This window comes from Bacillus haimaensis, from assembly GCF_048270625.1.
Classification (GTDB): Bacteria; Bacillota; Bacilli; order Bacillales; family Bacillaceae_I; genus Sutcliffiella_A; species Sutcliffiella_A haimaensis.
In genome coordinates, this window is sequence record NZ_CP158164.1 from 16,244 (window position 1) to 39,750 (window position 23,507).

At 37.1% G+C, this 23,507-nt stretch carries 16 protein-coding genes; 13 read left to right on the top strand and 3 right to left on the bottom strand.

What is annotated here, in order from left to right; genetic code table 11:
- The first annotated feature begins 34 nt into the window (after positions 1-34).
- Complete coding sequence (locus tag ABN702_RS00085) at positions 35-850, top strand: SGNH/GDSL hydrolase family protein (RefSeq protein ID WP_417898863.1); 816 nt, start codon at positions 35-37, stop codon at positions 848-850.
- A 42-nt stretch (positions 851-892) separates the two neighbouring features.
- On the opposite strand, the gene ABN702_RS00090 is transcribed toward ABN702_RS00085, so the two are convergent.
- Entirely contained in the window at positions 893-1,246 is a 354-nt protein-coding gene (locus tag ABN702_RS00090) for a hypothetical protein (protein WP_417898864.1), read from the bottom strand.
- 264 nt (positions 1,247-1,510) lie between these two features.
- Between ABN702_RS00090 and ABN702_RS00095 the strand changes: the two genes are divergently transcribed.
- Together ABN702_RS00095 and ABN702_RS00100 are read left to right on the top strand one after the other, a co-directional pair.
- The gene (locus ABN702_RS00095) at positions 1,511-3,799 is read left to right on the top strand and encodes a cell wall-binding repeat-containing protein (protein WP_417898866.1); all 2,289 of its coding nucleotides are present in this window, start codon (positions 1,511-1,513) and stop codon (positions 3,797-3,799) included.
- A gap of 138 nt (positions 3,800-3,937) precedes the next feature.
- Entirely contained in the window at positions 3,938-5,263 is a 1,326-nt protein-coding gene (locus ABN702_RS00100; protein WP_417898867.1) for a cell wall-binding repeat-containing protein, read from the top strand.
- Between the two features lie 34 nt (positions 5,264-5,297).
- Here the strand turns inward: ABN702_RS00100 and ABN702_RS00105 are convergent, their stop codons facing one another.
- Positions 5,298-6,032 carry a PIG-L deacetylase family protein gene (locus tag ABN702_RS00105; protein ID WP_417898868.1) on the bottom strand — a complete coding sequence of 245 codons (735 nt, stop codon included), beginning with the start codon at positions 6,030-6,032 and terminating at the stop codon, positions 5,298-5,300.
- A 95-nt stretch (positions 6,033-6,127) separates the two neighbouring features.
- Here ABN702_RS00105 and ABN702_RS00110 point away from each other — a divergent pair, with 95 nt between their 5' ends.
- The 8 genes from ABN702_RS00110 (at position 6,128) to ABN702_RS00145 (ending at position 20,650) form a co-directional block, all read left to right on the top strand.
- A complete protein-coding gene (locus ABN702_RS00110; RefSeq protein ID WP_417898869.1) occupies positions 6,128-7,234 on the top strand; it encodes a heparan-alpha-glucosaminide N-acetyltransferase domain-containing protein in 1,107 nt (368 codons plus the stop codon).
- A 293-nt stretch (positions 7,235-7,527) separates the two neighbouring features.
- Entirely contained in the window at positions 7,528-12,141 is a 4,614-nt protein-coding gene (locus ABN702_RS00115; RefSeq protein ID WP_417898870.1) for a cell wall-binding repeat-containing protein, read from the top strand.
- 216 nt (positions 12,142-12,357) lie between these two features.
- Positions 12,358-14,427, top strand: coding sequence for a cell wall-binding repeat-containing protein (locus ABN702_RS00120; RefSeq protein WP_417898871.1), 2,070 nt, complete (start codon positions 12,358-12,360; stop codon positions 14,425-14,427).
- A gap of 58 nt (positions 14,428-14,485) precedes the next feature.
- Positions 14,486-15,244 (top strand): hypothetical protein, encoded by a 759-nt coding sequence (locus ABN702_RS00125; protein WP_417898872.1) that lies wholly within the window; start codon positions 14,486-14,488, stop codon positions 15,242-15,244.
- Positions 15,245-15,277: 33 nt separating this feature from the next.
- Positions 15,278-17,530 (top strand): SpoIID/LytB domain-containing protein, encoded by a 2,253-nt coding sequence (locus ABN702_RS00130; RefSeq protein WP_417898873.1) that lies wholly within the window; start codon positions 15,278-15,280, stop codon positions 17,528-17,530.
- A gap of 203 nt (positions 17,531-17,733) precedes the next feature.
- Positions 17,734-18,852, top strand: a complete 1,119-nt coding sequence (locus ABN702_RS00135) for a glycosyltransferase (RefSeq protein ID WP_417898874.1) — start codon at positions 17,734-17,736, stop codon at positions 18,850-18,852.
- Positions 18,853-18,882: 30 nt separating this feature from the next.
- Positions 18,883-19,797: a glycosyltransferase family 2 protein gene (locus ABN702_RS00140; RefSeq protein WP_417898875.1), complete on the top strand. Its 915-nt coding sequence runs from the start codon at positions 18,883-18,885 to the stop codon at positions 19,795-19,797.
- A 46-nt stretch (positions 19,798-19,843) separates the two neighbouring features.
- Positions 19,844-20,650: a glycosyltransferase family 2 protein gene (locus ABN702_RS00145; RefSeq protein WP_417898876.1), complete on the top strand. Its 807-nt coding sequence runs from the start codon at positions 19,844-19,846 to the stop codon at positions 20,648-20,650.
- Between the two features lie 11 nt (positions 20,651-20,661).
- On the opposite strand, the gene ABN702_RS00150 is transcribed toward ABN702_RS00145, so the two are convergent.
- Positions 20,662-21,036: a hypothetical protein gene (locus tag ABN702_RS00150; protein WP_417898877.1), complete on the bottom strand. Its 375-nt coding sequence runs from the start codon at positions 21,034-21,036 to the stop codon at positions 20,662-20,664.
- A 198-nt stretch (positions 21,037-21,234) separates the two neighbouring features.
- Here ABN702_RS00150 and ABN702_RS00155 point away from each other — a divergent pair, with 198 nt between their 5' ends.
- Together ABN702_RS00155 and galU are read left to right on the top strand one after the other, a co-directional pair.
- On the top strand, positions 21,235-22,599 hold the full coding sequence (locus ABN702_RS00155; RefSeq protein WP_417898878.1) for an O-antigen ligase family protein: 1,365 nt from the start codon (positions 21,235-21,237) through the stop codon (positions 22,597-22,599).
- An 18-nt stretch (positions 22,600-22,617) separates the two neighbouring features.
- On the top strand, positions 22,618-23,496 hold the full coding sequence (galU, locus tag ABN702_RS00160) for a UTP--glucose-1-phosphate uridylyltransferase GalU (protein ID WP_417898879.1): 879 nt from the start codon (positions 22,618-22,620) through the stop codon (positions 23,494-23,496).
- Positions 23,497-23,507 lie beyond the last annotated feature (11 nt).

The following is a 23,507-nucleotide window of genomic DNA, read 5'->3' on the forward strand; positions in this document are numbered from 1 at the left end:
TAATAATAGTATATTAAATGAAGAGGTGATTTATATGAGAATATTAACTGTAATAGTAGCCTTAAGCTGTGTGGTGGCGATTGTCTTCGGAAGTATACACTGGAAGCAAAAAATCGCTACAGTATCAACTGAGGAAGTTATTGCAACTACAAACATAGAAAACGATAAGGATCCGAAAACCGATGAAAAAACAATGGAAACGAAGGATATTTCTATTGAAGAAATGACATCTTCTTTACCAGCTGAAGCAGCATCCAAGCTTATTGTCGCAAAAGAAACAGACGATACGGTTGAGATTGTTATTGTAGGTTCAGAAGCCAATACAATGGGAGACCGTATCTGGCCGGACATTTTTAAAGAGAAGATGAATGAAACGTATGGAGAAATGGTAAACATTACTGTATTTGATATTCAGAATGTCACCACAGAAATGGTAGTAAGTGATGAATTACATATGGAAGCTGTAAAACAAAATACGGATATCATAATTTTGGAACCATTTATGTTAAATGATAATGGTGCTGTAACTATCGACGATACCCTAGTGAATATTCAGACGATTATTGAAGATTTTAAGGCAGTGAATAAAGAGGCATATATCTTCTTGCAGCCAGCCCACCCAATTTATAATGCCACTTTTTATCCGTTGGAAGTGGAGCAGTTAAAAACCCTAGCTGAAAATGAAGGACATACTTTTATTGATCATTGGAAGAATTGGCCGGATTATCAATCTGAAGAAATAAAAGATTATATTTTATATGATAGTGCCAGCATTGCACCTAATGAAAAAGGACATGAAGTTTGGGCTGAATATATTACGGACTTATTTATTGCAACCAAGCAAGAATAATAGAAAAAGACTCCAGTGCATGAAGATTACACTGGAGTTTTTTTATAGCTGAAAAAGACAGATTATCCATGTGAAAAAAGAAGCGATTAAAATACCAATCATCGAGTAAGATGATCCTTTTGCGCGTTTTGAATTATCTCCTATATAGAGAAGATAGAGAGATGGTACCAAAAACCACGGCAATGCGATTAATAGAGCTAACAAATAGAAGAGGGGAATTCCGTTATCATAGCCGAATTTAAAAACGAATGCTGGAATTCCGAGAGCAGTTGAAGAGATGCAGGTGAATAAAATAGTATGTAGCCAATACGTTTCGAAAAAGGTTGCATATCTTTCTTTTTTGAATCTTATGGAAGGACGCTTGATGGCCGGAAAGACTTTTTTTGCAAACTCCATTAATAATTCCCCCTTAGTAATCTATCTACTTCATTATTTAAATACTACCCAACTAATCTGAAAAATATGCTAAATTATTCCTTTGAAAAATGAAATTTATATCTCTGTAGACCTCATTCCAAAAACTTCCACTACAAAAATCTATTAAAAGTTACATATTAATGAAATATTAGACAAATTACCTATTCATGCTCGTGTCATTTTTTTGGTAATATTGAAATTGTAATGAAATAATTGTCACTCATCATTAAAGGAGGAAAACTTTTGATTCAAAAATGTATTGTTGCTGTAAAGTTTTGTTTAGTGCTTATGTTATTAATGGCTGTAGACAAAGGCTTTGCCGAAATGGATGTTCAAAAACATCAAATAAATCCTATCGGTGATAACACGGTAGTCTTTGGAAACTATAAAATAAATATTTCGAACGGTGAAAACTCTTCTGTGAGCATTTATTCCAATGATAGTTTAATAGAAGAGTGGGTAGATGAATTTGCAGGAGTTACAAAAGTTTACACATGGATAAAAGATGAGAAGCATTATTTTCTGCTTGAAAATACAATAAGTGGAACTGGAAGTTTCACACGTTTTGTAATTTTTGAGCTAATTGATGATGAAATGAAACGCGTTTTTTTATCCAATGATTATCAAGCAGGTTCGATCGATATGGTAGAAAACAGAATAGAAGTGACATATCTAGACAGCAATGGAAACCATCTTGAAAGTAATAACTTTTTGAAGGATCTATACGTCCAGAATGATGAGGGGACTATTTCCTTAACAGAACAAGGAATAAAAGCGAATGTCAAAATGAATTCTTCTCCACAAGAACTCTTCTCCTTTCAATCAACAGGGGCTGAAGATGATTTAAAAGGGGAAAACCCGACTACTTCAGAATTAAACAATTTACTAACTCAAGAGGCGCTTAAAGCAGGTATTCCTCCTGAAATAATAAAAGCGATAGCGTGGCAGGAAAGCTCATGGAGACAATACAGAACAAATGACGATCCCAATGGGACTTGGGAGAAGGGCGACCCGATCGTTTCATTTGATGGCGGCATTGGAATCATGCAGATTACTGAGCCTAATATGACAGCGGATAGAGCTGTAAGGTTGAAAACGGATATTGTATATAATATACAAGAGGGTATTAGAATATTAAAAGATAAGTGGACTTACAGTAACTGGGGTAGAATACCGCAAATAAACGGAAATGACATGCAGATAATGGAAGATTGGTATTTTGCGATTATGGCGTATAATGGGATTTCAAGACGTAATGATCCACAGTACTACCCAAATAATACTTACCAAGATGTTATTTACAGTCACATTGAAAGATACTCGCAAATGGTAACGACAGCATTTCCGGTACAGCTATTAAGAGATGATATTTATTATACAAATTCAGGCTCCTTGCAATTCAGAAAACCTCACTATCATGTTAATGGGCCATATCAAACTTCTAAACACTTATTCAATAATGGGGATATTGTGAAGGCAACAGAAAGTGGAGTGCGTTTAAGAACAAGTCCAGAAGGAACTGAAGTTAGAAAAACCTTAGCTGGAGAAGCTTTGCAAATAGTTGGAGCTTATCAGGCAGGCACTAATAATTCAAACCACTTTGTATGGTATCCCGTAAAAGATATGCATTCAAATGAAACATATTATATTGCTTCAAGCTATTTGGAGAATATGAGAATTTCTGGTGTGAACCGGTATGCTACTGCTGTCAGTATTTCCAGAGCTGGTTGGGACAAGTCTGAAGTGGTTGTCTTGGCAAGAGGGGACAATTTTCCTGATGCTCTTGCTGGTACACCACTAGCATACCAACTTAATGCTCCGATACTACTAACTAAAAGCAATGAATTAGTAGAGGAAACAAAACAGGAACTTCTAAGACTTGATGCAAAGAAAATAATTATTCTTGGTGGTAGCAGTGCTATAACTCCTGGAGTGGAAAAAATTATCCGTGATCTGGGAATTGAAGTAGAAAGAATTGCAGGAACTACTCGTTTTGAAACAGCTAAACTTATTGCAAATAAAATGGGTAAGAGCTTCTCAACTGTAGTTGTCACGAATGGTTATGGTTTTCCTGATGCACTTGCGATAGCTCCTTATGCTGCGAGAAATGGCATCCCGATTTTACTTACTGAAAAAAGCTATATACCAGGACCGACTAAAACATTGCTCACAAACGCTTCAAATACTATTGTCGTTGGTGGTACGTCTGTAGTTTCTAATCATTTATTGAAATTAATGCCTAAAGCCGTACGCGTATCTGGATCAACAAGGTACGAAACAGCTTATAAAATTGGTACAGAATTTAACTTCTCGTCCAATACTGGATTAGTAGTAAATGGCCATGATTTCCCTGATGCTTTAACAGGTTCCGTTTTGGCAGCTAAACTTAATGCGCCGCTTTTACTAGTTAATCCTTCTTATCTACCTGTAGAAACTCAAAATCTAGTAGATGCTAAAGGTTTCAATCAGCTTTCGGTATTAGGCGGAACAGCTGCAGTGAAAAATGATAGTGTATTAAAATTAGTTAAATAAATTGGCTAAATGGGAGGACATGTACACTTATGGGTGCGTGTCCTTCCTTTGTTACATATATTTAATATTTTGGAAGATTTTTAAGTGTTATAATAGTTTCGTAAAACTTGTAATATTATGTAGAAATAGGAGGAAAAAATGTACAGTTTATTAGTACGGAAATACATAGTCGCAATGGTTTTTATGAGTATTGTAGTTCTTGCTTTTTTACCTTCCTCAACCGATGCCAGTAGTTCCAATGTAGATAGAATCAGTGGTAAAAATAGATATCAGACAGCAGTGGAAGTCTCAAAAAAAGGTTGGGATGGAGGAGCAGATACTGTTATCGTTACTGCAGGGGATAAATTCCCTGACGCTTTAACAGGCACACCATTAGCGTTCTCTTTAAACGCGCCAATTCTTCTGACCAACAAAGACTATTTACCGGGTGAAACAAAAAATGAGATTACGAGATTAAAAGCAAAAAATGTCATTATTCTTGGTGGAGAGAATGCAGTTTCTTCAAAAGTCATTCAGCAACTTGAGGCGATGGGAATATCCTTTGAAAGAATCAAAGGGGGAGACCGCTATGAAACAGCTGCAGAAATAGCTGAAAGACTCCCAAATAAATCAAATACTGCAGTAGTCGTCTACGGAAAAAATTTTCCGGACAGTCTATCTGTTGCTTCATATGCCGCTAGAAAAGGGTATCCTATTTTATTGACAGATACGAATACTTTGCCTGCCAGAACAAAAGAAGTGTTAGCTAACTATCAGAACACAATAGTAGTTGGGGGCGAAGGGGTAATTTCCAAGCAGGTTTTCAGTCAACTGCCAGGAGCGAAACGTTATTCAGGATCAGATCGTTATCTGACTCTCTCTAATGTAATAAAAGAATTAAACGTCACTTTTGGACCTAATCTATATGTAGCAACTGGTGAGAGTTTTGCAGATGCTTTGACGGGATCAGTTTTAGCTGCAAAACAGAATACTTCATTAGTTCTAGTAGGGAAAAATCAAATCCCAAGTTCTGTTCAGCAAGTGCTTACAACTGCCAATACTTCCAGTAAAACAATAATTGGTGGAACGAGTGCTGTATCGACAGATGTAGAAAAGCAACTGGGTTTTAATGTAACTGCATTAGTTAATACCGCAAAGGATTATATGGGAGTTCCATATGCATGGGGGGGGACGACTCCGTCAGGCTTTGATTGCAGCGGTTATTTAAACTATGTATTTAACAAGCATGGCGTTTCTTTACCTAGGACCACAGCAGACATTTGGGCGAAAGGGGTATCAGTATCCACGCCGGAAGTGGGGGACATTGTTTTCTTTGAAACCTATAAGGAAGGTCCATCGCACGCGGGAATCTACATAGGAAACAATGAGTTTATTCATGCAAGCTCTACAGCTGGAGTCACCATTCATAGCATGTCTAACAGTTACTTTTACCCGAGATATCTAGGTGCTAAACGTCTTCATTAATTAATAATCCGACATCAACGATGTCGGATTATTTTTATTTATGATAGCGACTTTCCTTCCAATCTTTGGCCTGTTCAAAATATTCAGGAACAGAGATTTTCCCTATTGAATAACTATTTGAAGCAGGTTCCCATTTTTCATATGCTTCTAATGCTTTTAAAAAGTACTTTTCATTGTTTTTTGTTTCTATTTTAACAATTTCATCGAACTTCATTTTATTATGTTCCTGGACAGGCAGGTAATAAAATCCATCATTAATTTTCCCGGTTTTTTCTAATTCGCGTAATGCTTTTCCTGTCATTGCATGATCCTGATGTGGATCCAAATCACTCATTACATGGTGAGTGACATCTCCTTCATACTTTTTCTCGTAATCAAGAATCACATCCATCATTTTTCCTTTTTCAATGTTTCCATCCGGGAGATCTAATATATGGATATTGCTCTCCTTAACTCCCAATTCACGAACAGAATTTTTAAATTCTGTTACTCTGGCGTTACCAAACTCTACTTCAGAAATAGGGGGTAGCTTTTCGGCTAATAGTTTACTATTAACTTTATAGATAGCTTTACTGGAGCGTCCATGAGAAAGGAGAACCACAACAACTTCTTTATTATCTTCAATAGAATGGATGATGGAAGCTCCCAGGCTAAGAACTTCATCGTCTGGATGAGGCGAATAGAAAACATCGGTTTTTGGGGAATCCTCCCCACCGCTACAGGCGCTTAAAAATACGGCAATGCAAAGCGTTAAGGCAATTTTTTTCATTATAGTTTTCCTTTCATGTAAGGTATATACAGTTCTTCATATTATGCTACAATTATTCTAACAAACATAGTACTAGAAAGTGTAGGCATATATCTATGGAAAAAAAAGCGGCTTCTTCTAAAAGATTTATATCTATTGACGTTACAAGAGGACTGATCGTCCTTATTGCAGTTTTTGTAAGTGCAATACCTTGGGGTGGCTATGAGTATCTTCACCATGCACCATGGTATGGATTTACAATTACTGATTTTCTCTTTCCGGCACTTTTGACTTTATATGGTCTGGGACTTGGACTTGCCTATAAAAATGGAGTCAAATGGAAAGGAGTTCTTAAGCGGTCTATCATGCTTGTTTTATACGGCCTGATTTTCAACTTCATTGTAGGGTGGAGTTTGGACCTAGGGAATCTGAGACTTACAGGGGTTCTGCAATTATTCGGTATAACAGGCTTAGTGGTTATGTTAATAACCAGGGCAGTGACGACTTGGAAATGGATATTGACAGTAAGTATACTTATCTGTGGAGCCTATTTGCTACTATTGCTCTCAACAAGTACCGGTTGTGAGGGAGGGGTGCCACAGACGGATTGCAACTTGTCAGGTATTATAGATAAGAAAGTATTTGGTGAAAATCATATTTATGCACAGGGTGAGAAGGGATTTGATCCGGAAGGAATATTAAGTATCTTTTCCTCCATCAGCAATGTCCTTATGGGGTATGCAGTAGGGACGGTCATATCACTCAAACAGAATGTAAATAGAAGGATTTTCGGTATCGGAATAATTTTGTTTACACTCTCCTTTGTTGTTTATCCCTTTATTGAATTTAACAAAAGATTATGGAGCCCTTCATTTGCGTTGCTGACAGGCGGTATGACCATACTGCTCCTTGCATTATTGTTTCTATTCTTTGATACAAGGGAGAGGAAGGGGAGAAAGATATCCAGCTTTTCTCTATGGTATTTAGAGGCGGTTGGACGTAATAGTCTATTGATATATTTCGGTAAAATGATTTTACTTGCTATTATTGGCAAGCTTCAGCTTGATTTTTTAAATAAGGAAGGATCGGTTGCCTCCCATCTCTTTGGTTATTTTGGAAGCATTTCGTCCTATCCGCACATTTTGTATGCCGGTTTCTTTTTTGTTGTCTGGTCTGTGGTAGCGATGATTTTACATTCTAAAAAATTATATTTCAAAGTATAAAAGACACATTTATTTGTGTCTTTTTTTGTTGACATTACGAAAATGTTACGGTGAGAATTGTCGAATTTAAGTGTGTAATATTACTGTGAAAATTGTAAAAAAACGCCCGTAATTATTTGACTATTTAGTATATTAGGACTAAACTAAAATAGTAAAATATTCAATCTTATGGGAGGGGATTGCTAGTAAGGTTGTTTGTGGTTTTCTAGTTAATTATTTACATTACATAGTTTTGTAGGTTATCAGAACTAGAAAGCGAAAAATGCGTAATTATTTTGATAGGGGGAGAAATATTGAACGTTAAGAAAATTCTAGCATTGTTAATGGTCTTTTTAATGGTGTTCTCAAACGCTGCTCTTGCGGCTTCACCATTACAGGCACCAGACAGAACAAAACCGGTCAAGACTAACACTAGCGAACTTGCATTCAATAAAGAAGAAGCTCAAAAAGAGCAGTATCAGCTGGATGATAAAGTTCGTGTAATTGTAGAGGTTGAAGGTGACCCTGCGATTGCCTATGCGACTAAAGAAGGTAAAAAATATGCAGACCTTTCTGAATCCAAAAAGACTGAGCTGCAAAACAAAGCATTAAATCAACAACAAGCAGTCAAAGACCAATTAAGCTCAAAGAGAGTGAATGTGGAATTCAAAGAAAGCTTTACTACAGCATTCAACGGTTTTAGTGGTGTTGTCGAATTTGGCAAGATTGCTGAAATTGAAAAATTAACAGGTGTTTCAAATGTAACGATTGCTACTGAATATGAGCGCCCTGTAGAAGAGCCGAATATGAAGTACAGTAAAGAGCTTGTGGAAGCGCAAAAAGCTTGGGACGAATACGGTTATAACGGTGAAGGCATGATCGTAGGTATTATCGACACCGGTATCGACCCAAATCACAGGGATTTTGTCCTAACTGATGACTCCAAAGCGGCTTTATCCAAGTCGGAAGTGGAAACTTTCATTTCTGAAAACGGCCTTCCTGGTCAGTACCATACAGCAAAAGTACCATATGGATACAACTATATGGATGAAAATCAGGAAGTGTTGGACCTTGGCCCGGATGCTTCCCACCATGGTATGCACGTAGCTGGAACAGCAGGTGCAAATGGAGATGAAGAAAACGGTGGAATTAAAGGTGTGGCTCCTGAAGCACAATTATTAGCTTTAAAAGTATTTGGTAATGATCCAAATATGCCATCTACTTGGGGAGATATCTATGTAAAAGCAATTGACGATGCGATTATCTTGGGTGCAGACGTTCTTAACCTAAGCTTAGGCTCGACTGCTTCTTTCGTGTCTCCTGAAGATCCGGAACAAAAAGCAATTGCTAGAGCTGTGGAAAATGGCGTGGTAATGTCCATTTCTGCTGGTAACTCTGCTCATTTAGGAAACGGATTCTGGAATCCTTATGCATCAAACCCTGATGTAGGTGTGGTAGGTGCTCCTGGATTATCTTATGATTCCTTACAAGTTGCGTCATTGGAAAACAGTTTCATGGATTTAGATGCAGCACAAGCTGCTTATGATGGTGTGGAAGCGGGACTTCACCCATTCCTATCAGCTAGTAGTGTTCACCCTAATAGCCTTGAGACAAAAACTCATAGCTTGGTACACGTTGGTGGCGGAGGTACCGGGGTGAAGGCTGATTGGGCAGATGGTGACTACACAGGTAAATTCGTTCTTGTAAAACGAGGGAATGCTTTTACTGATACAGCTTTCAATGCTCAAGACGCTGGCGCAGCTGGTGTTATCGTATATAACCATTCTGAGGGCTATGTAAACATGGCATCAGATCCAGGAATTAAGATTCCTCAATTGTTTATGTTAAAGGTTGATGGAGAAGCATTGGCAGCGCAAGTGGCTGCAGGCGTGAATGTAACACTTTCATTTAATGGAGAAGAGACTACTGCTCCAAATCCGACTGCAGGTAAAATGTCAGACTTCACTTCATGGGGTCTTACACCGAACCTGGATTTCAAACCTGAAATCACTGCTCCAGGAGGAAATATCTACTCTACGATTCAAAATAATGAATATGGTGTGAAGAGTGGTACTTCCATGGCAGCTCCACACGTTGCAGGTGGATCAGCAATCGTTCTACAACGGGTTGATGAAGAGTTTGACCTTGATGGAAAAGCACGTGTTGAGATGGCAAAAAATATCCTTATGAACACTGCAGCTGCTGTTAAGGATAAAGGAACAATTAATAGAATGTTTGGCTTTGACAATCCATATTCCCCACGTCGACAAGGTGCGGGATTAATGCAGCTACATGCAGCATTAAGTACTCCTGTTGTAGTGAAGGAAAAGAATTCAGGATTGGCAAAAGTTGCTCTTAAAGAAGTAGAAGATCAGATCAGTTTTACATTAGAAGCAACTAACTACAGTGATGAGGCTGTAAGTTATGATGTAGCAGCAAATGTTCAGACTGACTTAGCATTATTCGGTGAGTTAGGATACGCTGCAAATGAATTGGAAGCTCAAGAGTTGGCTGGTGCCGTTGTAACAATCAATGGCGGTAATAACTCTTTGGAAATTCCGGCTAATGAAACTGTTGAGTTTACAGTTGCAATCGATGTATCCGAAGCCCAAGTATTAAATACAAATGCAAGCGCGTATGTGGATCCTGAAACAATTTTCCCTAACGGATACTTTGTGGAAGGTTTCGTAACATTATCCAACGAAGCTCAACCGGAACTATCTGTTCCATATGTTGGTTTCCATGGTGATTGGAATGCTGCACCAGTTCTTGACGAGTTGGCTTACGATGAGCATAACTCTTTCTATGAGATGGCAGCAATGCTATATACAAAGGAAGACTCCTTCTTCTACCTTGGTTTCAATCCATTTACTGAAGGTAAGGAGCTGGAAAGAATCGCAATTTCACCAAATGGTGATGGAGAACAGGATCAGATTATTCCGATGCTGTCCTTCTTAAGAAATGCGAAAGAAGTTAAGTACAGTGTACTTGATGAGGATAAAAACCATTTACGTACAGTAAGATCTGAGAAAAATGTAAGAAAGCACTACTATGACCGTGGTCTTGGTGCTCAATATACAATTAAAACAGATTTTGCTTGGGATGGTACGGTGAACAAGCAAGTTGTTGAAGATGGTTTATACTATTATGAAATTGCTTCAACAATCGACTATCCTGGTAAAGAAGCTCAAAAGCTTCATGTACCTGTAATCGTTGATACAACAGCTCCAACAGTGGAAGCTGATGTAGATGGTAAAGTATTAACAGTTGACGCTGCGGATACTGGATCAGGATTATCCTATCTAGAGGTATTCGTTGATGGAGAATCACAAGGAATCGTTGAAGTTGAAGGCGAATCAACTGAAATTGAATTCCCTGAAGCATTGCCGGCAGGAACACCTGTAACTGTTATGGCTGTGGACCTTGCAGGGAATGCAACTGAATATAAAGTAGCTGGTGTCAACGACAACGAAAATCCAATCATTACAGTTACAACACCTGAAACATTCTCTATTCATAATACGAGCGATATTAAAGTGGCAGGAACAGTAACAGATCATACTGAAATTAAAGAATTCAGTGTAAACGGTCAAGAAACGGAACTGGTTTGGGATGCTGAGAAATCTATTTACACATTCGAGACTACTGTAACGTTTGAAGATGGCGCTAACCCTATCGAAGTAGTGGCAGTTGATGAAGCAGGAAACGAGCATTCTTTAACAAACAGCCGTACAATTTTTGTTGATACAACTGCTCCGGAATTATCTGCAGAAGTACCATCAAGAGTTAATAGCAATACTGAAACGGTAGAACTATCTGCTCTTCTATCCGATAATGCAGAAGAATTAAGATTCTATGTTAACGGAAGTGAAGTGTTCTACAATGAAATGCCTGGATATGCTATGGTTCCATTCAGTAAGGAAGTTACTACTGAATTATCTTTAAAACCAGGTGAAAACGTATTTGAATTAGAACTTGTTGACCTAGCAGGTAATACAACTACGGAAGAAGTAACGGTTTACCGTGCAGCAAGTGATGTGTACCGTCTAAAAGGCGAAACGAACCGCTATGATACATCCGTAGCGATCAGCCAAGCAGGTTTTGAATCATCTGATGTAGTAGTATTGGCTCGTGGAGATAATTTTGCTGATGCATTGGCAGGAGTTCCGTTGGCAGCAATGCATGATGCTCCGATACTATTATCACGTACAAACAAATTGGATGATGTGACAAAGGATGAGATTGCTAGACTAGGAGCTACTAAAGTTTATATTCTTGGTGGTGAAGCGGCAATCGGCTCTGAAGTTGTCGATCAAATCGAGGCAATGAATAGTGAAATCGAAGTGGAAAGATTATCCGGTAAGACCCGTTTTGACACTGCAGCTGTCATTGCACATGAAGTTGCTCCAGAAGGTTCGGATACTGTTGTAGTAGTAAACGGTATGAACTTCCCTGACGCACTATCTGTTGCTTCTTATGCAGGAACGAACGGATTACCAATCTTGTTGGCAAAACAAGACGAACTTCCAACTGCTACAAGCAAAGCAATCAAGGATTTAGAAGCTTCCAATACCCTTGTAATTGGTGGAAATGCTGCGGTTTCTGATGAAGTAGCTTCCAAATTGCCTGGAGCAGATAGAATAAAAGGTTCAAACCGTTATGAAACAAGTGTTGCAGTAGCTGAATATTTCGAGCCTAATACAGAGCTTGGAATGTTTGTAGCAACTGGCAAGCAATTTGCAGATGCACTATCCGGTGCAGCGTTAGCAGCTACGCTTGATAGCGGAATCCTACTTGTAGGATCTGACTTGGATGCTTCTGTTGAAAACTACCTTGTTGACAACAATGTAACAAATGTAGCGGTTCTTGGAGGACCATCAGCAGTTAGCGACTCTGTATTCAAGGAAATTGAAAGTATCTTACCATAATTTTCAAGGAAGAGTAGGGCAACAATTGTTGCCCTACTCTTTTTTTATTTGTAGGTGAATTTTAAAGACTAGGTGTTATAGAGCAATTTTTAATAAGGAAATACATAAAAATTGGGAAAAATTCACTATAAATAGGTCGCCAAAATTTTTCGACACAATGGTATAATATAACAAGATTCGATATTTTTTTCATTACTGGGAGGTTAAGTTTTAATTGTGAATTATTTAAAGGTTACTAGTTTGCTATTATTCCTGTTTTTTATTGCGCCATTTGTTTCTTTTGCAGAAAAGGTTATCGTTATTGATCCAGGTCATGGCGGTAAATTCTCCGGTACCTGTGGTTACACAGGAAACCAAACAGGCTACTGTGAAAAAAACGCTAATTTGGATGTTGCACTTCGATTGAGGGAAATCTTGAAAAGTAGTGATATTAAAGTGCATATGACCCGTGATTCGGATAAGGCTTTTGCATCTACATCGGCTGATGATTTAAAGGAACGTATGAAAGTGGCAAATGGATTTGTTCAGGGCAATAACGAAAACAGTCTGTTCTTGTCGATTCATCATAATGCTCATCCTACACAACCATTGGTAAAAGGGTTTGAGACATATTACTACGATGGTATCAACGAATATGAAGAAGATTATCCGCCAGATCCAATGCAATTACTGTTGGTAAATGAGAATAAAAGATTTGCTAATCTCGTACATAACGAAACTTTAAAAAGGATCGATATGCTAGATCGAAAGGTTCGAAACAACCAAGCATTCTTTGTAATCAGAAATGCTCAAATGCCTTCAGTACTTGTGGAACTAGGTTTTATGACAAATAGAGATGAAGAAAAATATATTAAAACTCCACAATTTCAACAAAATGCTGCGCAAGGTTTGGCCACTGCGATAATTAACTACTTCAAAATCTTTGAGGTGTATGATCAAAATAATAAGAAACTGGCAACCTATGATAAAAGAGAGGATGCACTAAACTATGCGAAATCTCAAACAAAATTTGTTAAGGTTCTTGATAAAGATAAGCAAGAAATCATCTATTCAAGTGATAAATTTAAGGTTTTTGATAAAATAAGTGGGTTGATGAATGAATTTTACACAGAAAAAGAAGCAATTAATTTTGCGCAAAAACAACCAGGCACAAGAGTAGTTCAAGATAAAACAGGCTATATTGTTTGGTCCAATTATATTACCAAAAAGTATGAGGTTTATAATGGGAGCGTTTTGGTAGGTCAATATCTTGATTATGACCACGCGTTAAGTATTGCTAAATCTTATTCTAAATCACAAATCACTTCCATTGGATTAAAAGAGGTTCTTTGGACTAATATCAGTGGAGTTCCTGTTGACAGAACGATAGCTATAGAGAGACTAAGAGGAACTGATAGATACATTACTGCTATTGAAACATCGAAAAAAATGTATCCAACCGGCTTTGCAGAAGATAAAGAAGAGAAAACCGTAGTTTTAGCAACAGGTGAACAGTTTGCAGATGCATTATCAGCTGGCCCTCTTGCCTCTAAAAGTGGAAGTGCTCCAATACTATTAACCAAGCCTGGAATGTTGAATGAAGCTTCTTTGGCTGAAATCAAACGATTAGGTGCAAATAATATTGTTATTATCGGGGGATATAGTGCGGTATCCCAATCCGCAGAAGATTTACTCGTTGCTGAAGGATTAAAAGTAACCCGTATTTCAGGAAAAGACAGATATGCAACGAATAGAGCCATACTGGGAGAACTTGGAGATTTGAATGGTATCTTTTTAGCATCCGGTCAAAATTTTGCAGATGCATTGGCAAGTGCACCGATTGCTGCTAAAAAAGGATGGGGTATCCTATTAACGGAGAAAAGCTGGATTTCCGAACAGGCTATGCCTTACCTAGCTGGAAAAGAAGTGGTTATTGTTGGAGGTACAGCCGCTGTTTCTGAGAAGGTTGAACATTCACTTATAGGAGCTAATAGTATTACAAGATTATCAGGTACGGATAGGTATGAAACTTTAGCAAGATTGCTATGGCACTTCGCTGAAGACTTGCAAGGTGAAACAATCCTTGTATCGACAGGTCAAAACTTCCCTGACGCACTCGTATCTGCACCTTTATCTGTTAAAAATAATGCACCTTTGATTCTATTGGGTAATACTCGAAATAGAAATGTGGAAGCTTTCCTTATGGCATACACAAACAACGCTCGTGTAAATAACATCCATGTTATTGGGGGAACAAGTGCAGTCGACGACAGCAAGGTTTCAATTATTAGTACAAAAATAAAATAACAAAAGAGAATCTCGATAGGAAAATTTCTTATCGATTTTCTTTTGAAAGGTGATTAATTTGCAAAAGTTCATTTTTTTACTCGCAATATCTTGCATAATGATAGTAGTTACTGGATGTGCAAAATCAGAGCAAAATGAAATGGCATCTGATACAGCTACTAACAAGAAAACGCAAGAGCAAGCTACACAGGAAGCCGATTCATCCGATATAAAAGAGAAAGAAAAAGATAATAAAGAGGATAAAAAAGAAAATACTGCCAAAGAAAATTCGGATGAAGGTCAGACAGATGAAACCGAGTCTACCGAAGTTTTAGGCTTTGAAGTTTATCTTCCTAAAATAGGAATGGAGAAGAAGTTTACCGATGGTGTGGAAATTCTTGTTTCTGAAAAAGTTGTCGCTCAAAGTGGCGACTTCATTCAAATGGCAACTACTATCGGCGGAAATACTTCTTTTCAGGTTTATAAGTGGACAAAAAATGAAATTACGCTTGTATTTGAGGAAAGTTCGGTAGAAAATCCAGCACAGAACATTCTGGATTCTTTCACACCTATGGATAATCCCCAAGTGATTATTACGCTTGAGGATGCTGTAACAGGAGAGTGGGAAATTATCGAAAATCAATCTGAAGTTGAAGTGCCATATGGAACATTTGAAAATGTTTATGTAGTCCAGAAAATTACGGATGAAATAGAGGGTGCAGATACTATTTATACTCGCTACTATGCACCAGGTCTCGGATTGGTCAAGGAGTCATTAGAGGTGACCGGGGAGAATGGGTATTCAGGAGAAACTGAATTGGCTACAGTAGAGAATTAATAAGAGAAAAAAGCATATTAGGGGGGAAAAGAATTGAAAAATATAATCATTGCTGTAATTGTTGCTTGTTTTATTTTTGTGCCTGGCTTTAATCAACCAGAAGCTTCTTCAATCCCGAATGAGGTTTCAGTTAAGCTTAAGTATCATCTGAAAGGGAAAAACGAGATTGCATTTAATTTTGTTGGATCCTATCAACTGGTAGGGGAAAACTCATTCCTTTTAAACATGGATAATGACTATCTGGTTAAAGTAAATAACCAACAAATAGATTTATATGAAAATAGTAGAAAGATTAAGAGTTTTACAGGGCCATTTGAAATTAAACCGGTCAAATACGGTGAAGACAATCACATTAGGTTACAGGGGAGACCTTACTTAGGGAATATCAAATTTACTCTGGAAAATAATAATGTTGTTCCAATCAACACCTTGCCTATGGAGGATTACCTCAAAGGTGTGTTGCCAAGTGAAGTGTTTCCGAGTTGGCATGTGGAAGCCCTAAAAGCTCAGGCTGTTGCAGCTAGGACTTACGCTTTAAAAAGAGTTAACCAAGTAATAACAGATGATGTTGGATCCCAGCGATATGATGGTTATATATGGTTGAATAAAACATCATATAAGAATACAAATGAAGCAGTCAATGCTACAAAAGGTCAAGTGTTAACATATAAGGAAAACTTAATTGATGCAGTTTTCAGCTCGAATAATGGAGGCTATATAGAGAGCAACATAGGTGCATGGCCTGGTGGAACACAGCTGGACTATTTAAAAGCTAAAGCAGACCCTTATGATCCAGCTTTTCCTTGGAGTTTAAAAATGAATCAGAAACAAATTGACCTAGAAGACCTGAACATGGAGAAGCCGGCTGAATGGTGGAATGTTACAAAAGAGTCGGGTTTGAAGGATACAACGGAAGCCAAAGTTATCAACAATATTAAAACCTATCTTAAGACCAAGATTCCAGCGTTAAAAGATCTGGAAATAAAGCTGACTAATATCGACAATATTGCAGTATCCGACTCACTCACACCAGGTCAAAGAAGAAATCAAGGGAGCTACAGCATTAAGTACCTCTTGAAAAATAAAGATGGCAGTTTTGTTATGGAAGAAGGGAAGATAAAGCTCCATTCTTTCCATGCGTCGGACACGGCTATCAGTAACTTGCGCACTATGTTCGGCATTAATGAATTTAAAAGTCATTTTATTGAGTCCATTACTCTTAAAGATGCTGTCTTTGAAATCAAAGGAAAAGGATGGGGTCACGGGGTCGGGATGAGTCAATATGGCGCAAAGGCGATGGCTGATTCAGGATTGTCCTATAATGAAATACTGTCCTTTTATTATGAAAATACAAACTATGAAAACTACATCTTTAATCAAATCAATACAAGTCTAAGAGGTTCTGATCGTTATGAAACTAGCGTCAGAATTGCAGAGTATGGTTGGAAAAATGGATTCCAGACGGTGGTAATTGGTCGTGGAGATAACCCTGTAGATGCATTAACAGGTAGTGTACTGGCGAAAAAACATAATGCTCCGCTACTACTGGTAAAAACCGATGAAATTCCAGCTTCAGTCCAAACGCTATTGCAATCTGTGACTATCGAGGAAATTCTGGTGCTCGGTGGAACGTCAGCAATTTCTGAGAAGACATTCAACAATCTTCAGAATTACTCTACTAAAGTGACAAGAATCAGTGGAAGTGACAGATATGATACTTCTGTCGATGTAGCTGGACAACTTCAACCAAAAGGAGAAGTAATTCTTACATCAGGCAGTTCTACATCTCCGGATGCATTATCTATCGCTTCATACGCAGCTTTGAATCAAATACCAATCTTGTTTACTAGAAATGATTCACTGCCAAATAGTGTTCAAAAATACTTGAATGATCATAATGTAGAAAAAGTTACGATCATCGGTGGAACTCAAGCTGTTTCAGAAAATGTGGAAATAAAGCTGAAAACATTAACAAAAGAGGTAAAGAGGGTGAGAGGGACTGATCGTTACGCAACTAGTGTGGCAATAGTCAACGAGTATGATTTGGATCCGCGTAATCTTTTCTTTGCTAGAGGAGAAGAGTTCATCGATGCTTTGCCAGGTTCTGTACTTGCAGCAAAAATGGGGGCTCCATTATTACTGACAAAAAAAGACTCTCTTCCGGATGAGGTGAGTGGGTTTATCAACGAGAACATTCATTATATTCCCCAAATTCACTATCTAGGTGGTACTGGCGCGATATCGGAATACACAAGAAATATGATTCAGCAAAGTATACTGGATTAATGATGAAAGCTGTCCAATTAAGGACAGCTTTTCATTTTCTACTAGAGAGTTTTAGTTAATTGGACTTTTATGTATAATATATGAAGTATAAATAGAATTGGTTTTCTTATAAAAGTGTAATTGATTAGTAGAGAAAACCTGGTGTTTTACTTGAAGAACCAGGGACTGAAGTGGAATATCACAAGATATGAGGTATCATGCGAATGAAAAAACATATTGCTTTCTTTATACCGGTTCTCACGTTTGGCGGAGCTGAAAAAGTCATCATAACATTAGCAAATGGTTTTGCAGAATTGGACTATAGAGTTGATCTTGTATTAGTTAATAAAAACGGACAATTACTGACAAGTGTTTCACCCAAAGTAAATTTAGTCGACTTAGGTGCCAAAAAAACATTTTTTAGTATATGGAAATTGCGTAGTTACCTTAAACATGAGGAGCCACATGTACTTCTTTCAGCGTTAGATAATGCTAATATTATTGCTAGTGCTGCCATAAGATTAGCCAAAGTGAAAACTCGACATATAATAAGTCTTCATACAAATTTAAAGCAATCTTATTTGAAGCCGAGAACAACCATGCATCATATTTATCCTGGATTAATGAGATGGCTATTTCCATATGCTTCAGGATATGTAGCAGTATCTAAATGCGTGGCTGAAGAATCAGGAGAATTTTTAGGGATTCCAAGTGGTAATATAGATGTGATTTATAACCCGGTCATTGATAATAGTATTACAAGTAATGCGATGGAGGCGTTATCGCATCCCTGGTTGGGGAACGATCAGTTTTTTACGATAGTTTCTGTTGGAAGGATTTTTGAAGCGAAAGATTATCCAACTCTTTTATATGCATTCTCAAAGGTGCATTCAGAAAGAACTAATGCACGTTTAATTATTTTGGGGGACGGGAAGACGTCAATAAAAAAAGAAATGCATGAAATTATCGATAGGTTGAAACTTCAGGATGTCGTTGACCTATATGGATTTGCACCCAACCCATATACATTCATTAAAAGAGCTTCCCTTTTTGTATTAACATCACGCTGGGAAGGTTTTGGGAATGTATTAGTGGAAGCACTGCATCTTGGAACACCTGTAGTTTCAACTAATTGCAAGTGCGGTCCCGAAGAAATACTTAAAAATGGGGAGTTTGGTAAACTGGTTGATGTAGGAGACCGAAATGGACTTGCTTCAGCAATATTACAGTATATGGAATCTCCCTTTGAGTTTGATAAAAATGAAGTTAGTAATCATTTAAGTCAAATGGAGAAGAGTAATGTTATAAGAAATTACGAAAAGATATTAGTTGGAGACTGTTAGAAGAAATGAAGGGTTAGGGTGAAAGCATATATGAACAAAGTGTCTGTCATCATCCCTACACACGATAGAGCGGAACTTTTGCTTCAATCTTTGGAAAGTATAAACGAGCAGATAGTGAGGCCGAGTGAAGTTATTGTGGTTATTGATGGTGCTAATGAAAAAACAGAACGATTATTACAGGGGTTTAAAAGCAAGGATTATCAATTACGTGTTTGTAAAATTGAGAACAGCAAAGGCGCTTGCTACGCTAGAAATCTAGGGGCAGGTCATGCTACAGGAAGTATCCTCATGTTTTTGGATGATGATGATACATGGGAGCCTGACAAGATCAGGAGTCAATTGGATGTCTTTGATAAGAATCCAGAAATAGGTTTGGTTTACTCGGGTAAATTAGTAGTATACAACACAAATCGGAAGAAAGTTGTACGGAAAATCCCTGCAATTAGAAGTGGCAACCTATATCCGAGTATATTTGAAGATAATCATATTGGAACCACTTCATCTGTTGCTCTGAAAAAAGAAGTGTTTGAAAAAGCAGGAGGTTTTGATGAGAATCTGCTTGCCATGCAGGACTATGATCTATGGATCAGATGCTGCAAATATACAAACATTGCCCATGATAATAAATACAATGTTCGATATACAATCGCAAAGAATGCTCAGAATCAAATCAGTGGTAAAAGCGAAAATCATCACCAGGCATTAAGATATTTATTCGGAAAATACAAGGATACGTTGGAAGCCTTTGACGATAAATATAAGAAGAGATTTAAATCGTCTCGCTTTTTGTATTTATCAAAAGCTGTTCATCGTACAAGGTACATCTATTCGTTGAAATATTCATTTAAGAGCTTTTACTATTATCCAAATGCAAAAGCAGTAGCATATTTACTGCCACCTTTTTTATTAGAAATAATCTCTGTTTTGCCGTTAAAACGAAAATAATTTTATAAATCAATCATTAATAATGCAGATGGTGAGGGCGATAAAGATGATTAGTGTTGTCATACCTACACTAGGAACCAGGGAAAAGGAATTGATAAGGTTATTTCAAAGTCTTAGTAGTCAAACGCTGCAAGATTTCGAAGCGATTGTAGTCTCGCAAGATAACCATGATAAAGTAAAAGAATTACTTGCACCCTATTCCTTTCCTATTCAACATATTAAACTTGATCAAAAAGGTCTTTCCCTTTCGCGAAATGTAGGGATCAAATATATAAAAGGAAACATAGTAACGTTTTCTGATGATGATTGCTGGTATAAGTCTGATGCATTTGAAAAAGTTCAAAGCTATTTTGATCAGCATTCGACTGGCATTGCCTGCTTTCAGATTTATGATCCGGAAAAAGCGGTTTACTATAAAGAATACCTAAAAGATCCCAGGGAGAAAGTTGGGTTTCTGGAATTATTTCGTAAATCCTCTATTGAAATATTCATCAATTTATCAGTCGTGGATAAAGAGAAAGTGACCTTCGATGAGGATTTTGGACTTGGGGCGAAATACCCGAGCGGCGAAGAAAACATCTTTCTTTACACGATGCACCAAGAAGGGTACAAGGCAAGCTATGTTCCGGAAGTGGTTGTGTATCATGCTAAGCCTAGTCTGGATACAAGGTTGAATAATAAAGCTTTTGCAAGTAAAGGACCAATGTTTAAACGAATCTTTAATACACCAATTGGGATAGCTTTACTAACATTATTATTTCTGAAGAAGCTAAATCATTTAGAAAAGCCTATTCCTTTTTATTTGAATTCACTAGGTGAGATGTTTCGATATAAAAAGAGTAGAAAACGTTAAAGTTACGTTTTCTACTCGATGTTTTCAGTAGTATCATAATCAGGGAAAACCAAGCTTTCCAATTTATACTCACCATCTTCTTTTTCCCAATCGGTGTAATAAATCATTTTTCCATTTTGATTAAACCTGTATAATTCATCTGCAACCATGATATACCTGGTTTTAGGGTTGGTTTCCAAAGTCACCTTTAATTGATCAAAGTCTTTTTCTTCAATTCCACTATCAGAAGAAATCATGTCTGAAAAATGTTTCCATTCTAGATTTTCTATATTGCTTCGGACATAATAATCTCCTTCTAAAGGAGTTCTGACTACGAGGACATTGTCCCCACAAGCAGTTAAGAGTATTAATAGTATTGATAAGATACATAAGAGTTTAGCCTTCATTGTCATCCCCCAGAAGATTTTTTTCATTTACGTACTATTTGTTACGGGACATGTTCAAGCAATATTATAAAGCTTTTTCCGCATAAATCAAATGAATCAAAGCAAAGTGGGTAAACTATTTAACGTTGGGAAGCACATATGTTATTATATCTAATTAGGTGAGTTGAAAAAAGAAAAGTAAAGGATTGGTATCATCAAATGGGTTATTTATTAACAGCATCTAAACAGCACAAGGATAAAATAATCCTGTTAGCTATGGGTCTATTTATGTTTTTGGCTCCTTTTTCAGTTTCAGGTATCTACCAGAAACTAACGCCTGTCCCATCTTCTGTGTTAGTAACATTTTTTACAACATGCTTGATGTTCTTTGTATTTCTATTACATATTAAAGAAAGAGAGAAGTTTGAAAAACTCAATAGGGAACAGAGATTTTATTTAAGCTCAATATACCTTCCGGCTGTTTTATCCGTTTTAGCAGCTTTTTTTAATTTAACATATATGCTATCTACTCAATATGTTGATTATGTTATGCAATCTATGCCAACTAGAATGATAAACCTAACCATGTACTTTGTTTTGTTTTATAGTTTCTTTAAACTTATTCGTTTTTTAAGTGAAAAAACACTTTTAACCATTACAAGATTCTATTTGTATGGAATCTTAGTTGTTGTAATTGTCGGCGTCTGGCAATTCCTTCATTTCATGATCGGATACCCAATGCTTGACCTTAACACACGTTCGTTTGTACACAGTGTAAAATCGGATGTTCTATTCAACTTCAGATTGACTTCTTTAACAGATGAACCAAGTTATCTTGTCCCATTTCTCATTGATGCCATCGTAATAGGATTTGTAGTATACAGCAAAAAAACTAAATACTTCTGGCAAGTACTTATTCCATCCTTGTTTGTATTATTGTTTTCATTTTCAGTCAGTGGATATGCCAACTTAATGATGTTGATGGCATTTATTTTTGTGGTTTTACTGACTACCAAGGTTGAGAATAAAAAGAAGATTTTCTTATATTCCCTGTATGCACTCATCCCTTTGTTGCTTTTAGCCCTTTTCAAATGGGATTTTGTATTGCAAGCATTACAGCCTATCCTTGGCAGATTTGACACCTTATTTGATATACAACGCCATAGTCGCCTGTATATGCTCGTAATGCCAATTGTATGGCTTTTTGACTACTCAATTGTAAATGGTATTTTTGGCTTTGGTCCGGGAAGTTATTGGTTTTTGAACCAAACAAAGTTTTTGTATCACCAAGGCCCTGTAAGTGCAACGTCTAATAATATCTATATTGATTTATTGTTTGAACATGGAGTTTTCGGATTCCTTTTCCTGATTAGCATGTTTGTATTTGTGTTCTATCGTTTGTTCCGACAGAGAAATGAACATAAGTACTTTCTATACGCCTTAATATTGTGGGTTCACCTTGGGATTACTGCTATGTATCGTGCTGATTTTGCATCTCCAAGATTTTGGGTGATGATCATTATTATTTTTATTTTTATGGAATTAGGGAAAAGAGGAATAGGAAAGAAATCAGCTATAAAATAATTGATTGAGGTGTAAGAAATGAAAGTAAAAAAGGCTATTATTCCAGCAGCGGGTTTAGGAACAAGATTTTTGCCAGCAACAAAAGCACAACCAAAAGAGATGCTTCCAATCGTTGACCGACCAACCATTCAGTACATTATTGAAGAAGCAATCCAATCAGGGATTGAAGAAATCCTTATCGTGACCGGTAGAGGTAAAAGAGCGATAGAAGATCACTTTGACCGTTCCTTGGAACTGGAAGAAACATTAATTGCCAAAGAGAAGTATGAACAATTAGAAGAAATAAAAATGATTTCAGAAATGGCCGATATTCATTATATTCGTCAAAAGGAACCTAAGGGATTGGGACATGCCATTTGGTGTGCGAGAAAATTCATTGGTAATGAACCGTTCGCAGTCATGCTTGGAGATGATATTGTTGTTTCCAAAGAAGAGCCTTGTCTAAAGCAATTAATCAATGAGTTTGAAATGAAAAATTCTTCTGTAATCGGCGTACAGGAAGTGCCGGATAGTGATCTTTCTAGCTACGGTGTAATCGATTATGATAAGAATGAAAGTGGCAAAGACTTGTTCAAAGTCAATGCATTAGTGGAAAAGCCTCCTCTTGAAGAAGCGCCATCAAACTTAGCGATAATGGGAAGATATGTGCTGACACCAGAAATAATAAATATACTGGAAACCATTGAACCAGGTAGAGGGAATGAAATTCAGCTAACGGATGCACTACAAGAACTTACGAATATTCAAGATGTCTATGGGTATCATTTCAAAGGAAGAAGATATGATATTGGAAATAAATTCGGATTCATCCAAGCTCAAGTTGAATTTGCATTAATGAGGGATGATTTAAGAGATCCTGTTTCAAAGCTGTTGAAAGATTTAGTCCGCAACATTTAGAATAGCGAGCG

Excerpts from the sequence above, each read along its gene's own strand:
- ABN702_RS00085 (WP_417898863.1), top strand. The coding sequence starts at position 35 with ATGAGAATATTAACTGTAATAGTAGCCTTAAGCTGTGTGGTGGCGATT.
- ABN702_RS00090 (WP_417898864.1), bottom strand. The coding sequence starts at position 1,246 with ATGGAGTTTGCAAAAAAAGTCTTTCCGGCCATCAAGCGTCCTTCCATA.
- ABN702_RS00100 (WP_417898867.1), top strand. The coding sequence starts at position 3,938 with ATGTACAGTTTATTAGTACGGAAATACATAGTCGCAATGGTTTTTATG.
- ABN702_RS00105 (WP_417898868.1), bottom strand. The coding sequence starts at position 6,032 with ATGAAAAAAATTGCCTTAACGCTTTGCATTGCCGTATTTTTAAGCGCC.
- ABN702_RS00110 (WP_417898869.1), top strand. The coding sequence starts at position 6,128 with ATGGAAAAAAAAGCGGCTTCTTCTAAAAGATTTATATCTATTGACGTT.
- ABN702_RS00135 (WP_417898874.1), top strand. The coding sequence starts at position 17,734 with ATGAAAAAACATATTGCTTTCTTTATACCGGTTCTCACGTTTGGCGGA.
- ABN702_RS00140 (WP_417898875.1), top strand. The coding sequence starts at position 18,883 with ATGAACAAAGTGTCTGTCATCATCCCTACACACGATAGAGCGGAACTT.
- ABN702_RS00145 (WP_417898876.1), top strand. The coding sequence starts at position 19,844 with ATGATTAGTGTTGTCATACCTACACTAGGAACCAGGGAAAAGGAATTG.
- ABN702_RS00150 (WP_417898877.1), bottom strand. The coding sequence starts at position 21,036 with ATGAAGGCTAAACTCTTATGTATCTTATCAATACTATTAATACTCTTA.
- ABN702_RS00155 (WP_417898878.1), top strand. The coding sequence starts at position 21,235 with ATGGGTTATTTATTAACAGCATCTAAACAGCACAAGGATAAAATAATC.
- galU (WP_417898879.1), top strand. The coding sequence starts at position 22,618 with ATGAAAGTAAAAAAGGCTATTATTCCAGCAGCGGGTTTAGGAACAAGA.